This window comes from Ohtaekwangia koreensis, from assembly GCF_900167975.1.
GTDB classification, from domain to species: Bacteria; Bacteroidota; Bacteroidia; order Cytophagales; family Cyclobacteriaceae; genus Ohtaekwangia; species Ohtaekwangia koreensis.
Genome location: NZ_FUZU01000001.1, coordinates 1,399,425 through 1,413,341, shown reverse-complemented (window position 1 = coordinate 1,413,341; position 13,917 = coordinate 1,399,425). Strand labels below are relative to the sequence as shown.

At 42.9% G+C, this 13,917-nt stretch carries 13 protein-coding genes; 9 read left to right on the top strand and 4 right to left on the bottom strand.

Going from position 1 to position 13,917, the window contains the following annotated elements; genetic code table 11:
* The first annotated feature begins 47 nt into the window (after positions 1–47).
* From B5Y40_RS05980 to B5Y40_RS05940, 9 genes are all read left to right on the top strand, one after another.
* Positions 48–1,028: a pyruvate dehydrogenase complex E1 component subunit beta gene (locus B5Y40_RS05980; RefSeq protein WP_079685769.1), complete on the top strand. Its 981-nt coding sequence runs from the start codon at positions 48–50 to the stop codon at positions 1,026–1,028.
* Positions 1,029–1,203: 175 nt separating this feature from the next.
* Positions 1,204–1,764 (top strand): Crp/Fnr family transcriptional regulator, encoded by a 561-nt coding sequence (locus B5Y40_RS05975; RefSeq protein WP_079685768.1) that lies wholly within the window; start codon positions 1,204–1,206, stop codon positions 1,762–1,764.
* A gap of 94 nt (positions 1,765–1,858) precedes the next feature.
* Positions 1,859–2,950 carry an adenylate/guanylate cyclase domain-containing protein gene (locus tag B5Y40_RS05970; protein ID WP_079685767.1) on the top strand — a complete coding sequence of 364 codons (1,092 nt, stop codon included), beginning with the start codon at positions 1,859–1,861 and terminating at the stop codon, positions 2,948–2,950.
* Between the two features lie 263 nt (positions 2,951–3,213).
* Positions 3,214–3,600 carry a hypothetical protein gene (locus tag B5Y40_RS05965; protein WP_079685766.1) on the top strand — a complete coding sequence of 129 codons (387 nt, stop codon included), beginning with the start codon at positions 3,214–3,216 and terminating at the stop codon, positions 3,598–3,600.
* A 46-nt stretch (positions 3,601–3,646) separates the two neighbouring features.
* Positions 3,647–4,675 (top strand): efflux RND transporter periplasmic adaptor subunit, encoded by a 1,029-nt coding sequence (locus tag B5Y40_RS05960; protein WP_079685765.1) that lies wholly within the window; start codon positions 3,647–3,649, stop codon positions 4,673–4,675.
* A gap of 6 nt (positions 4,676–4,681) precedes the next feature.
* Positions 4,682–7,762 (top strand): efflux RND transporter permease subunit, encoded by a 3,081-nt coding sequence (locus B5Y40_RS05955; protein WP_079685764.1) that lies wholly within the window; start codon positions 4,682–4,684, stop codon positions 7,760–7,762.
* 24 nt (positions 7,763–7,786) lie between these two features.
* Positions 7,787–9,142 (top strand): TolC family protein, encoded by a 1,356-nt coding sequence (locus tag B5Y40_RS05950; RefSeq protein WP_079685763.1) that lies wholly within the window; start codon positions 7,787–7,789, stop codon positions 9,140–9,142.
* Positions 9,143–9,188: 46 nt separating this feature from the next.
* Positions 9,189–9,401 carry a hypothetical protein gene (locus B5Y40_RS05945; protein ID WP_079685762.1) on the top strand — a complete coding sequence of 71 codons (213 nt, stop codon included), beginning with the start codon at positions 9,189–9,191 and terminating at the stop codon, positions 9,399–9,401.
* 4 nt (positions 9,402–9,405) lie between these two features.
* Entirely contained in the window at positions 9,406–10,032 is a 627-nt protein-coding gene (locus B5Y40_RS05940; protein ID WP_079685761.1) for an outer membrane beta-barrel protein, read from the top strand.
* Between the two features lie 99 nt (positions 10,033–10,131).
* Here the strand turns inward: B5Y40_RS05940 and B5Y40_RS05935 are convergent, their stop codons facing one another.
* The 4 genes from B5Y40_RS05935 to B5Y40_RS05920 all read right to left on the bottom strand — a co-directional run bounded on the left by B5Y40_RS05935 (position 10,132) and on the right by B5Y40_RS05920 (position 13,822).
* Positions 10,132–11,427, bottom strand: coding sequence for a Gfo/Idh/MocA family oxidoreductase (locus B5Y40_RS05935; protein ID WP_079685760.1), 1,296 nt, complete (start codon positions 11,425–11,427; stop codon positions 10,132–10,134).
* Positions 11,428–11,489: 62 nt separating this feature from the next.
* On the bottom strand, positions 11,490–12,722 hold the full coding sequence (locus B5Y40_RS05930) for a M48 family metallopeptidase (protein WP_079685759.1): 1,233 nt from the start codon (positions 12,720–12,722) through the stop codon (positions 11,490–11,492).
* A 101-nt stretch (positions 12,723–12,823) separates the two neighbouring features.
* Positions 12,824–13,483: a hypothetical protein gene (locus tag B5Y40_RS05925; protein ID WP_079685758.1), complete on the bottom strand. Its 660-nt coding sequence runs from the start codon at positions 13,481–13,483 to the stop codon at positions 12,824–12,826.
* A gap of 33 nt (positions 13,484–13,516) precedes the next feature.
* Positions 13,517–13,822, bottom strand: a complete 306-nt coding sequence (locus tag B5Y40_RS05920) for a YgaP family membrane protein (RefSeq protein ID WP_079685757.1) — start codon at positions 13,820–13,822, stop codon at positions 13,517–13,519.
* Between the last annotated feature and the right edge of the window lie 95 nt (positions 13,823–13,917).

Here is a 13,917-nt window from a genome sequence, read left to right as displayed (position 1 = left end):
CAATCCCTCCCCGGATACTATTTTTACACGCTTTTCAAAATACCGACATGAGAGAAATCCAGTTCAGAGAGGCCTTGCGCGAGGCCCTCAGCGAAGAAATGCGCAGAGACCCCAGTGTTATACTGATGGGTGAAGAAGTTGCCGAATACAACGGTGCCTACAAAGTGAGCCAGGGTATGCTGGCAGAATTTGGTCCTGAGCGTGTGCTGGACACTCCTATTTCAGAACTTGGCTTTGCTGGTATAGGTGTAGGGGCTGCCATGAATGGGCTGCGACCGATCGTTGAATTCATGACATTCAACTTTTCACTGGTTGCCATCGATCAGGTTATTAACTCTGCTGCTAAAATATATTCTATGTCTGCAGGCCAGTATAGCGCTCCGATGGTATTCCGCGGACCAACTGGTAATGCAGGTCAACTTGGAGCACAGCACTCACAGAACTTCGAGAACTGGTATGCAAACTGCCCTGGGCTAAAAGTAGTAGTACCTTCAAATCCTTATGATGCGAAAGGTCTTTTAAAGGCTTCCATTCGTGATAACGATCCGGTTATCTTCATGGAGTCTGAAGTAATGTATGGCGACAAGGGAGAGGTACCTGCTGAAGAGTATATCATTCCGATCGGTCTTGCCGATATTAAGAAAGCGGGTACTGATGTTACCATCGTTTCATTTGGTAAGATTATGAAAGTAGCTTTAGCTGCTGCCGCTGAATTAGAAAAAGAAGGTATATCTGCTGAAGTGATCGATCTTCGCTCGGTTCGCCCGATCGATTATGCAACGGTGGTTGAATCTGTAAAGAAAACAAACCGCCTGGTAATTGTAGAGGAAGCATGGCCATTATCATCTATCGCTACGGAGATAACCTATCATGTACAGAAGCATGCTTTTGATTATCTGGATGCTCCTATCCATCGTATCAATAGTATGGATGTTCCGCTCCCGTATGCTCCTACACTGATTCAGGCAATTTTACCGAACGTAGAAAGAACTGTTAAAGCAGTGAAGGCTGTGCTGTACAGAGACTAATTTTTAATAATCAGAAATAGTATAAAAAGCCGTGTCTTCAAGATGCGGCTTTTCTTTTTAATGCATGTATAGATACAAGCTATACTTGTTCAATCGGCCACGGTCTTACGCCCAATCATTGCGTCCCCCATATTAGTATCAACGATTTACTTAACTTGCAGCAAGTAACAACATCATGGAACTGCTGTCCTACATTACCTCGAAGGTTAAACTCGATCTGGACGTGTGTGCCGATATAGCCGCTGCATTCAAGACAGAGTCCTATAGCAAAGGGTCCCTCCTGATAAAGCCCGGCAGTTTTACATCAAAAGTATATTTTATTGAAAAAGGGCTTATCCGCACGTTTTACTATAAAGATGAACGGGATATCACGCAGTTCTTTTTTGATGCAGGCTCATTCACAACTCCGTTAAACAGTGTATTCTACGGTAAACCTGAACCTTATGGATGGGAAGCGTTGGAAGACTCCATTGTAAAGGTAATTCCATATCATGAACTGGAAGCCATGTCTATCCGGATACCGGCTCTTCAGCAAATGCTTTTTCACGCAGCAATCGACACGTTGAATATTTTCGCTATCAAACTGGAATCACTTCAATTTCAAACAGCTGAGCAACGCTATAGTACCATGATGGAAATGTATCCGGAGATACTGCTGCGCGCTCCGCTCGGTCTTATCGCCTCTTATCTCGGTATAACACAGCAAACGTTAAGCGTAATCCGGGCCAGGCGGTAAATTCCGTTCCCTCCGATTCCTTTTTTAATATATATTAAAAAACCCGCCCTTCCTTATTACTTCCTTTGCTACTGCTAAAGTAGAAAGGCAATTCATGAAAGATGGAGTAAACAACTACGCAAGGAAAGCCAATCGAACCTATTTGCTTGTATTAATTGTAGCGTATGTAGCTGGGGCGAATCTTTTTGTTCTTCTCAAAATGCTGGGACTAAAAGAACTGAACGAAGTTAATCTTCAAGCTCAGCAGGCATTACTCCCGCTTTCTACTTGCATGGGGTTGCTTGTTGCCATGGGCATAGCATTCATGGAGATAAATATCTTCACCCGGTGGGAAAGTTATCCCTTCCGTAGATTTATACTTTACAAGTACAGCATCATTATCCTTATGATAACGACAGGATGTATTCTTATATTTATACTCTTCTCGCTGCTCATCGAAAACAAATCATTGACTTTGTCACTTCAGTCTATACCGGAATTTCTTCAAACCGAAATATTCCTTTCTGTATTCCTGTACCTGATACTCTTCAGCATACTGCTTAACATGATCAAAACAATATGTGACTACTTAGGTCCTCAAGCAATTATAGGAGCCTTGTTGGGTAAATATAGCAGGCCCGTAGAAGAAGACCTAACCTTCTTGTTCATCGACTTGCAAGCATCTACCAGTATCGCAGAACGGTTAGGGCACGCACAATATAGCCGTTTTATTGAAAGCAGTTTTCAATTATTAACGGAGGGTATATATCAGCACAATGCAACTATTTACCAGTTTGTGGGAGATGAAGCCGTGTTGCTGTGGCCAACACGCAAAGCGCAAACAACACTCGCTCCGCTCAAGCTATATTTCGATTTTATCAACCTAATTGAACAGAAGCAAAAATATTTCACAGATACATTTGGAGAGGCGCCCCGTTTTAAAGCAGCCATTCACACAGGCGTAGTTACCGTTACTGAAATACGTACAGTAAAAAAAGACATTGTATATCATGGAGATGTACTAAACACCTGCGCCCGCATGCTCGAACAATGCAATCTACTAAGGAAAAGTCTATTGGTATCATCACCTGTAGCCGGATGGCTTACGGAAACAGATAACTTCTCTGCGTCACAAACTTTGCAACTGGCACTGCGCGGCAAGGCCATAGAAACCACTATATACGAAGTCACTTCCTTAACGATATAGCAATACGCTGTTCGCATCATATATACATAGTCGTTTCAAACAAAAATCAGCCAGCATAGACTGCTTTCATTCCTCGAAATGGAAGCAGCCTATGCATGTATAGCTTGTTATGAATGACAGTGTATAAGCCTTTGCTCTGCATTATATATACACGTCTGAAATTAAACCCACACATCTTTTTTTGCTTTTTAATATATATTAAAAAAGCGATCAAATCTTGTTACTTCCTTTGTTCAGGAAAACAAAGAGATACCAACGAAGCAATGAACAATCACCAGGTATATATTACAGATGAAGCAGGAATGGCGTCCGTGTTTCCACGACTGAAAGAAACCCTTGCAAGATCACCCCTAACCGCTATAACGGTCCTTTACCATTCGCGCGAAAATTTTGCTTTCCATAAAGAGTTTAACTTCCTGGAGCGGCACTTTCCTACCAGGCTTTACATAAGCTATGAGCGTTTAGCAACAGCCCCTACCTATATACTGAATCGCGAAGCAATAGAGGCTGTTATCAATGCCAACACTATACCGGCAATAGTATTCATTATTTCTGGTAGTACTGCATTCACGGAAGAATCAAAAGCAACTATTGAATTTCTCCATACCGGACCGATCATTATCCAGGAACAACAATTCACCTGTCTGTAAACAAACCGCTCTACACAACACTTTATCACCAATAAATATATACTATATGAAATACACTCCCTTTCTTTTGGTCATGCTTCTCATTGCCTCCTGCACTGGTAATCGGGAACAACCACAGGCAGATCAAGACAGCGCTGTCGCTGTAGAAGTGCGAACAATCGCTACACAAAAAATATCCGGCACGATCTCGCTGAGTGGAACCATCGAAGGCAAAACAACGGTAAGGCTAGGCTTTCTGGTACCTGGCAAGGTTGAATATATCGCCAAAAAAGAAGGTGAACTTATAACACAAGGCCAGCTACTATCACAACTCGAACCTACAAATTATACCCTTGCTCAAAAGCTTTCAACGGTACAAGCGGATGCAACAAAAGATGAGCTCGACCGACTTGCCCGGATGTATAAACAAGGCAGTGTAAGTGAAAGCGACTATACACAGGCTTCTTTTTCATGGCAGCAAGCTGATCTTCAGCAAAAGCTCCAACAAAAGAACCTCACCGACACAAAGCTATACTCACCGCTAACGGGTATACTATTAAACAAGCAGGTGGAGGTTGGCGAGATCATCGCTGCCGGCACGCCCCTGTTTGTTGTGGCGGACATAAAAAATGTTACCGTCTCAGCATTTATACCTGAAGGAGAATTACACCAGATCAAGCTGGGTCAATCTGCAGAGATCAGCATTGCGGCCTTGAATAAAAATTTCACCGGAAAAGTAACAGAAGTAGGCGCTATAGCGGATGCCACATCACGGGCCTTTACAATAAAAATAGAGATTGAAAACAACGGTATGCTTATACGCCCGGGTATGATCGCGGAAGTAAAGCTTGCCGGAAATCAAAATGAAACAGGCATTCTCGTACCGGTAGAATTGATCGTACGTGACACTGATAACCAGAGCTATATATATGTATCCGATCGTGACAAACGCAAGGCTTTCAAGCGCAAGGTGAGTCTTGGTAAAATGCTTGAAAACAAAATTCAGGTAATATCCGGTTTGTCAGCAGGCGAAATCATTGTAACGGCTGGGCAGTCAAAGCTCTCCGATGGTATAAACATTACAGTCGTTAAATAATCAATCATGAATTTTATAGAAGCAGCTCTCAAGTACAAACAGGTTACGCTGGCCGTATTACTCATGTTATTTGCCGTGGGCATTAATTCACTGCTTAACATGCCCAGACGTGAAGATCCGAAGATCACCATACGGCAAGGTTTAGTGATCGCTTATTTTCCCGGTGCCGATGCCACCCAGGTTGAAGATCAGGTCACTAAAAAATTGGAGCAGTATCTTTTTCAATATGAAGAAGTAGACAAAACAAAAACAACATCGGCTACCAAAGATGGTATGGTGGTGATCACCGTGGAGCTGAGCCAGGATGTTAAGCACCCGGATATATTCTGGAGTAAACTGAGACATCAACTATTGATTGCACGTGAACTTGATTTGCCTGCAGGTGTTAACGGCCCCATCGTAGATTCTGATTTCGGTGATACTGAAGCGATGGTTATTGCACTGAATTCCCAGGAAGCCAGTTACGAACAACTGAAGCGCTATGCGCAGAAAGCAGAAGATCTGATCCGCACGATCCCAGCCACATCCAAAGTAAAACGCATCGGAGATCAGCGTGAGCAAATTGTAGCATCATCAAATTCCGCGAAACTCTCTCAATATAGTATACAACTAAACCAGGTTGTGCAACTGCTGCAATCTCAAAATAACATAAGCGCCACCGGCGAAATGAAAACGCTAACCAGCAAAGCACCGCTTTATACACACGGCTACTTTCATACAGAACACGACCTGTCCAACCAGGTAGTGGGTACATCTTCTGCCGGTGCTATTGTACGATTGGGAGATGTTGCATCGCTGAAAAGAGACTATGCCGAACCGGAAAGTATTATTACAGCCAATAGTAATAAATCTATTATGCTGTGCATTCAGATGCGCGAAGGAAATAACATTGTAGACTTTGGCAAGGCTGTAGAAACGAAAATACAGGAAGCCAGAAAGATCATTCCCGGAGATATAAATATTACTACACTTGTATCACAGCCGACATTGGTCGATCAGAATATATCTCACTTTATAAAAGAATTCTTTCTCGCTATAGCTTCGGTAATTATCGTAGTTATTCTGCTATTGCCTTTTCGTATAGCATCCGTAGCAGCAATGGCAATACCGATGACGGTGGCACTCACCTTCGCCTTGATGAACACGCTCGGCATTGAATTGCACCAGGTATCATTAGCAGCATTGATTCTGGTACTCGGCATGGTAGTGGATGACGCTATTGTGATTGCCGATAACTATGTTGAGTTACTCGATGAAAAAGTTGATCGCTGGACAGCTGCCTGGCGTAGTGCACACGACCTTATTATACCGGTACTGGCTGCTACCATTACGATTATAGCATCCTTTATACCCATGATTCTAATCAGTGGTTCTACCGGTGAATTTATAGCGACACTTCCGGTTACGGTGGCCATAGCACTTGTAGCGTCCTATTTTGTAGCACTCTTTCTAACACCGCTGCTTTGCTATACATTCATCAAAAAAGGTTTGCATCAGCACGATGCTATATATACCGGTGAGCAGAAGAAAACAAAAAAATCGGTGCTCACCTATATGCAGGAAGGATATAACACAGCGCTGGACTGGTGCATTCTGCATCCTAAAACCACGGTTATCGGCAGCTTTTCTTCCCTCCTGCTCGTAGTCTTACTGTTGAAATTCGGTGTGCGTGAGTTATTCTTCCCTCCCGCAGAACGCAATCAGTTTATCGTTGAACTCTGGATGCCTACCGGCACAAAACTCGAAAAGACAAATGAGACTATATTAAGAGCTGAACGCATGATAAAAGGTGACGCACGCGTAACATCGTATGCGACCTTTACCGGAACATCAGCGCCTCGCTTTTACTATAACTTTACACCTGAATTCCCAACCAGCAATTATGCACTCATACTGGTAAATACTACTTCAGAAGCAACATCAGAAGAACTAGCGGAAGAACTCACAACGAAGGTAAGAAGGATTGCTGCTGACGGCACTTTCTTTGTAAAACTGATGCAGCAAGGTTCATCGCTCAGTGCACCGGTTGAAGTCAGAATCATAGGTGAAGACATTACACGACTCAAAGAAATCAGAAATGATGTTCGCAAAATTCTGAAAGCCACGCCCGGCAGTCTCTTTGTGCGGGATGATTTTTCGGAAGACCATTATGGTATAGGACTCGAGCTGAACGAAGAAGCAAGACGTCTCGGGTTCACAACTTCGAGTGTAGCACAATCTGTATTCACCGGCTTTAACGGTGCCCCTATATCTACCCTGTATGAAGGAAGTACACCGGTTGATATTGTCTTGCGACTGGATGAGAACAACCGGCAGAACACCAGCGATCTTCAAAATATATACCTCACCTCTCCTGTTACCGGTGCTGAATTGCCTTTGAGACAAATCGCTACACTTGTACCACAGTGGCAATCGGGAAAGATCATGCATCGAAACGGAGTACGTGCACTTACGGTTCAAAGCGAAACACAACCCGGTATATTACCGGCAGAACTTCTGGAAGCTATAAAACTTAAAATCGAAAAGCTCATGTTGCCGGCAGGTTACCGTATTGAATATGGAGGCGAAGAAGCAAACAAAGATGAAGTCCTCGTTGAAATGGTTACGGCACTACTCATCAGTCTGGTGCTCATATTCCTGATACTTCTGTTCCAGTTTAAAAACATCAAAGAGACCATTATAGTCATGTTGACGATACCTCTCAGTTTATTCGGTGCTATACTCGGGTTGGTAGTAACTGGCAACAACTTCAGTTTTACGGCCTTCATCGGATTAATTGCGCTCTCTGGAATAGTTGTGCGAAACGCAATTATACTGGTAGACTATACAAACATATTGCTACGCCAGGGAATGGACATTAAGACCGCTGCCATTGAATCTGCCAAAAGAAGACTGCGTCCTATATTTCTCACGGCGATGGCAGCAGCGATTGGCGTGCTTCCCATGATCATTTCACAATCCGGTATGTGGGCACCTCTAGCAAGTGTACTTGCCTTTGGTGTTGTCTGGAGTATGGTCATGGCACTGCTCACCGTGCCTATCCTATATATAGCGATGATTCGCAAACACGATAAATCACATTCCTAAAACCTCGTCAACACCTATATCATTATGAATTCATACATCAAGCGTTACATCCTGCTTGCCGTGATCTTTATTGCCTCCGGCTTTGGACTTCGAGCCCAAAACAAAATGCAATATTCGCTGCAGCAACTGATCGACTCGGCGGTTTCCAAAAATCATCTGGTGTCGATTAAAGAATGGCAGTTGCAGGAAAAGACAAGTAAACTCAAAGAGGACGCCATCAAGCGATACCCGTCAGTTACACTTGGAGGAAACTATCAGTATAATTTTTCTCTAGGCGACTTAAATATACCGGCAGGTGCTATTGGTAGTGTGACCACCAATGCAGGAACCAACCAACTGCTTCCAGCAGAGGATACAAAAATGCAGGTTGGGCAACATGCCAATTATAGCACAGAGGTATCGCTATACCAACCCTTGCTGCAACAACCAAAAATTAAAACCGGGTTGGATATTGACCGACTGGATATCGCGCGAGCTGAAAAAGAAAAGATAAAGATGGTCCGTGAATTGAAGCTCGGGGTTCAAAAATTATACTATGGAATTATGATCACGCAAAAACAATACGAAGAAGCAACCAACCGGCTAGAACTTGCGCAAGCTAAACTTGCTGATGTAGAAAGTGCAACCGCTGCCGGTAAAGCTATAGCTTCGAATCTTGCAGGGTTGTATGCGCTCGTTGCCGAGGAAGAGCAAAACGTTTTAAAGCTTGACATTCTGCTTCAGGATTACAATCGTGAACTCGCCAACATTGCTAATATACAGGACAACACGGTTATCAGCCTTCAACCCCTCGATACAACAGCGATGTCTGTGCAAACAATAGCGTCTGTAGAAATCTACACGAATACAATGGCTGCCAACACCGACCTACAGATTGCACGGCTTGACCAGGAGAAAGCCATACTGGGTATAAAAGCTGTCCGGAGAAGCAATCTTCCGGATATAGGATTAATCGCAGGATACTACTATCAAAAAGGCAATCCTATATTACCAACATCAAGTCCTTATATAGGTATAAATTTGCGATGGAATCTTCAGGACATATTCACGAATCATGAAATAAAGTATCAGCGCGAATCACAGCTAAAACAAGCCGAGCATCAATTGGCTTACCAGCAACAACAAGTCCGCTCCAATCTCGAAAAAGCATATCGCAAAGTAAATCAAAACCAGGCACTGATGCGTGTTGCGCAGAAGGCCTTGCGATATCGCCATGAAGAATTGAAAGTTCAACAGGACAAACAGGGGTCAGGTCTCGCTATAAAAAGTACTTTACTGGAAGTGAAAGCGAATGTAGCGAAAGCTGAAGCAGACTTCTATGCAGCGCGTTTATCGTGTTTGCTGGCATTCGCTGAATTAGAAAATCTGGCAGGTCATTAATAGCGCATCACGTCAAAAGTAACCATCATCAAATAGCTATACCTCTATGATCATACTTCTTTTCAAAACCAACCTGGCGTGTAGCCATGACGTAGATCGTGTTACCCAAGATCTGAATCAACTTACCGGTAAAAATAATTGGTCTGTTGATATCGGAGACGAAGACAAAGTACTACGGATCCTCGTGAACACTGATGTTACAAATGAAATTTTCCACCTGTTGAACAAAAATGGATATACCTGCGAACCTTTAAAATAACACCATGACAAAAACAATAACACTTTATATACTGGCGCTGTTCTTCGTTATACCGGCAACTGCTCAGATCGATTCAGTTGAACATTCCCGGAAGTTGCTGTACTACTTTAATGGAGGAATTGGACTCTATCTTCCTACATCTACGCATGGTGCACTTCATGAGACAGGATTTGCGAGCAGCTTCCAATTTCAGGTTGATTATAAGAAACATTATTTCAGCCGCCTGTTTCTCGATCAGTATAACATAGCATTCAGCACAAAATTAACAGACAACGATGGCTCACAACTAACCCTGAAGGGCAAGGTACCTACCACGATGATCGGACTTGACGCAGGCTATAACTGGCACATCAAAAAATTCTCACCCTATATCTTTACAGGTGCAGGCATAGCCATTACCGATGTACCTATACTGGAGCAAACGTCCAAGCCCGGCAATACTACATTAACAACTCAATCACAATCCGCATTTTCATTTCGTGGTGGCGTAGGGGTTGACTATAAAATCAGCCGTTTTTTCATTCTATACTTCGAATCACAATTTCTCAGTTTTCCCATTACCACACAGATATACAATGGGAATTTAAATGGCATTAGTTTACAGGTAGGATTTAAGACTCCACTGCAGTAGCAAGTTTGTGTATATAGCGATATTCAATATGCGAAGTATTCTTTGCATATTGAAATATTTGTATTTTATCAAGATTGCCGCAGTGGTGGTATATATTCCCTATACCGTCCCTGGATATTTCCACTCGCCCCTATACGCCCGACTTAAAAGTTTGTTTGCTTCTGCATCATTGTCAATCAATCCCTTGGTTCCATCCCATTGAACACTCCTCCCTAATTTCCAACTGAGCATACCGAGTAAACTCATGTTGGTAGAGCGTTGTCCTATCTCGACATCGCATATAGGTAATTTATTGGTCTTTATAGATTGCAGAAAATCGGACCACAAACCTGCTATATTTTGCTGATCAGGTTCGTCAAGCTTAGGTTCCTGGTGTATAATTTGTTTTTTGGTATCCGAAGGATAGAACGTCCATCCATCAAGCCAGCCCATGTGAAATGTACCTTCGGTGCCATAGAAATAGCATCCTATATTAGTCTTCTCCGCTTCGTTGCCAGCATAGAGCCGATGCTCCCACGTGGCAATGAAAGATTCAAATTCGAAATTAACCGTCTGCGTATCCGGAGCGTCCGTACTGTCCTGACGTATATACCTCCCCCCTGTTGAAAATACTTTCTTCGGATATTTCTCTTCCGTCCACATCAGGATTTGGTCCATCCAATGTATACCCCAGTCACCAAGTTGTCCATTTGCATAATCAAGATGTGTACGAAAACCTTTCGGATGTATAGTCTTGTTGAATGGTTTTAGCGGAGCAGGTCCGCACCACATATTCCAATCCAGTGCTGCCGGTGGTTCACTATCCGGAATCTTTGTACCAGGACCACCCGGATAATGCACAAAGGCACGCACCATACCAATCTTACCTGCCTTGCCTGATTTCAAAAAATCTATACCGGATACATTATGCGGAGATACCCTGCGATGCGTGCCTACCTGCACAATACGTTGCGTATCTCTGGCCGAAGCCACCATGGCCTTGCCTTCATTTATAGTATGGCATATAGGCTTTTCAACATATACATGTGCACCAGCTTCCATAGCCGCTATAGCAATGAGTGGATGCCAGTGATCGGGCGTTGCTACAATTACTATTTCCGGTTTCTCCTTGAGTAGTAGTTCACGGTAGTCGCGGTATAGCTTGGGTATATCTCCATTTAATTTCTTTACTTCTTCAGCAGTTCTGTTCAGGTGACTGGAATCGACATCACACAGTGCTACAATTTTACTTTCACCCGCTTGTATGGCGCAACGCAGAATGTTACCGCCCCACCAGCCACTTCCAATAAGTGCTGTTTTATACTTCTTGTCCTTACCAAAGATTTTTATGAGCGGTGCTGTAGCCAGAGCTGCCCCTGTAGCCACAGAAGTTTTAATAAACTGTCTTCTCTGCATGTGAATATAGTTTGATGCAAGAAGTTAAAAACTTTTTATCAAAAGATCACATGCTTTCTACATCAACGGTTAATGGCTTGCAGACGCTTCAATAAAGGGGGATGTGAGTAATGGAAGAATACATATACCGGATGTGGATAGAGATCACTTAGATTATCCACCGACAATTTCTTGAGTGCATTGGCAAGCGCATTTCCATTATACGTTTGTCTTGCATAGGCATCGGCTTCAAATTCATTTTTGCGGCTTAGCATACTCATCAGCAAACCGGTTACACCAGATACAGGAGAGAATAAAATAGCAAAGGCGATCAGATTCAAATGAATGGCCTGTTGTGAACCGCCCAATGCAAGCGAGAGATTTTCATTGAATATCATCTGCGAAAGCACGAAGAGCATGAATACAATCTGGACCACCGACAATATATAGCTCCACACGATATGCTTCTTCTTAAAGTGTCCAACCTCATGCGCGAGCACGGCCACCAGCTCATCCGTTGTGTGATTGTTAATGAGCGTATCATATAGTACAATCTTTTTCTTTTTGCCGATACCGGAGAAAAAAGCATTCGCTTTACTCGAACGTTTCGATCCATCAATGACGAAAATATTGTCCAATGGGAAATTTACAGTCCTGGCAAACGCTTCTATAGCCGACTTCAATTCACCTTCGGGAAGTGACGTAAGCTTATTGAACAACGGAAGGATTACAGAAGCATAAAACATATTCATCAGTAACATAAAAGTACAGGCAATGAGTGCAAACCAGATCCAGAAATCAGGACCGATTACCTGTACCAGATAAATCAAGACGGAAAGCAGGGCGCCACCGATGAGCGCACCGAGTATATATCCTTTCAACTTATCAATGATAAACAACTTCACCGTAGTTTTATTGAAACCGTATTTCTCTTCAATTACAAAGGTACGGTGCCATTGAAACGGTAGCGTGATAATATCCGACACAATCATGATCACGCCAAAAAATGCAAGTGCGAGAACAATTTCATTTTGGACTACATTTCGTAAAATGCCATCGAGCCAACCGAAACCACCCGTTAACAACATGGTGATTGAAAGCAAAAAGCTGAACGCTGATGTTATAAACGAGAACCGGGTCAGCTCGCGGTGATACTGAAGAGACTTGCTATATTTATCACGATCATAAAAGGATGCAATCTCATCGGGAATTTCTTCACGCTGTGATTTCAGATTGATATACTCCAGCGCTTGATCAAAGATATAGCTGACGGCAGTAATGCCTATGATAATATACAGAATGGTTAGCGGTTGCATGTGTTTGAATTGTAGCCGCAAAAATCATCAAGATTTACGAGTTAACCAACCGCTATTATTTCCGGAGCCGTGAGAAGTTATAAGCAAGAATTTAAAATGACTCAGTCATTTTTGTCTTTGTCCTTCTCGCTGCTGTCTTTGTCTTTCTTTTTTGATTTACTTTTTTTGTCCTTGGATTCTTTAACCTTGTCTTCCTGGGCTTTCTCACCTTTATCTTTCACAGCCTTCTCGTCATTTTTAACATCAGCATTTTGCTTGTCATTAGAGTTTTTTGCAGCCTTCTCAGAACGTGCAGAAGAAGCGCTCGCACTACCTCTGCGAGGTGCCGGTGAGCCCGCCATGTTGGGCGTACTGCGTTGAACTGTATTTGTGCCATCACGATCCTTACCATTATCATCCGATATTGTACCGGGCGATCCTGCGGAACTTGTGCCGGTCTCAAAAATTGATACAGCATTTGAGTTCGTTGGACTATTCGGATTATTGTCTCCTTCTGCCTGGTTAACATCATTCTTCAGCGCTTTATTTTCACCAGGTTGCTTACGGGCATTTGCACCTGAGGCCGAAGTTGTATCTGCTTGTGCTCCCTTGTTTCGCTTACGGTTCATTTGCAATTCGAGAAGCTCCTTATCGCTTGGCTTCTCTTGGCTTTGATTTATAGTCGGGCGCCTGCTCTGTGTTCGTTTGGTCGAGTCACTTACTTGTGCTTGCGCGCACGTTACTGTCAATGCTATCGCTACCGAAAAAAGTATTGATTTCATGTTCACTCAAATTTGATGTTCATCAACTTCACATTAATAACTTACTACTTTGAAAGTTCCTGTAGTTTGTGGCAATACATTTTTAACCAATTTGCTTTTGCTGACCAAGGCATTTACCACGCAATACCCCGTGATACCTCTGGCGACTAAATATGCTCCGCCAAGAACCAGTGAAATACCATTACCTTTTTTAAAGTTACGTATACCTGCTGTGGCAAGTGCCAATCCACTGAGCAGGGAGATCATGCGCTCTCCCGGATTAACATTCGTAACGGTTGAAACAGAAGCTAACAAAGCACCTGTCGATCTTTCTTCTTCGGAAGTGTTATATTCATTCATAGTATTTGTCTTAAAGTAGTTTATAAAGGTTTACGCGCATTCCATAAATAAGCGATGTCCTAATGAACGTTTAAAAAAATATACCATTAACATGG

Bases quoted from the DNA above. Each gene is read 5' to 3' on its own strand.
- B5Y40_RS05950 (WP_079685763.1), top strand. From the start codon at position 7,787: ATGAATTCATACATCAAGCGTTACATCCTGCTTGCCGTGATCTTTATT.
- B5Y40_RS05980 (WP_079685769.1), top strand. From the start codon at position 48: ATGAGAGAAATCCAGTTCAGAGAGGCCTTGCGCGAGGCCCTCAGCGAA.
- B5Y40_RS05940 (WP_079685761.1), top strand. From the start codon at position 9,406: ATGACAAAAACAATAACACTTTATATACTGGCGCTGTTCTTCGTTATA.
- B5Y40_RS05965 (WP_079685766.1), top strand. From the start codon at position 3,214: ATGAACAATCACCAGGTATATATTACAGATGAAGCAGGAATGGCGTCC.
- B5Y40_RS05955 (WP_079685764.1), top strand. From the start codon at position 4,682: ATGAATTTTATAGAAGCAGCTCTCAAGTACAAACAGGTTACGCTGGCC.
- B5Y40_RS05920 (WP_079685757.1), bottom strand. From the start codon at position 13,822: ATGAATGAATATAACACTTCCGAAGAAGAAAGATCGACAGGTGCTTTG.
- B5Y40_RS05930 (WP_079685759.1), bottom strand. From the start codon at position 12,722: ATGCAACCGCTAACCATTCTGTATATTATCATAGGCATTACTGCCGTC.
- B5Y40_RS05935 (WP_079685760.1), bottom strand. From the start codon at position 11,427: ATGCAGAGAAGACAGTTTATTAAAACTTCTGTGGCTACAGGGGCAGCT.
- B5Y40_RS05925 (WP_079685758.1), bottom strand. From the start codon at position 13,483: ATGAAATCAATACTTTTTTCGGTAGCGATAGCATTGACAGTAACGTGC.
- B5Y40_RS05975 (WP_079685768.1), top strand. From the start codon at position 1,204: ATGGAACTGCTGTCCTACATTACCTCGAAGGTTAAACTCGATCTGGAC.
- B5Y40_RS05960 (WP_079685765.1), top strand. From the start codon at position 3,647: ATGAAATACACTCCCTTTCTTTTGGTCATGCTTCTCATTGCCTCCTGC.
- B5Y40_RS05945 (WP_079685762.1), top strand. From the start codon at position 9,189: ATGATCATACTTCTTTTCAAAACCAACCTGGCGTGTAGCCATGACGTA.
- B5Y40_RS05970 (WP_079685767.1), top strand. From the start codon at position 1,859: ATGAAAGATGGAGTAAACAACTACGCAAGGAAAGCCAATCGAACCTAT.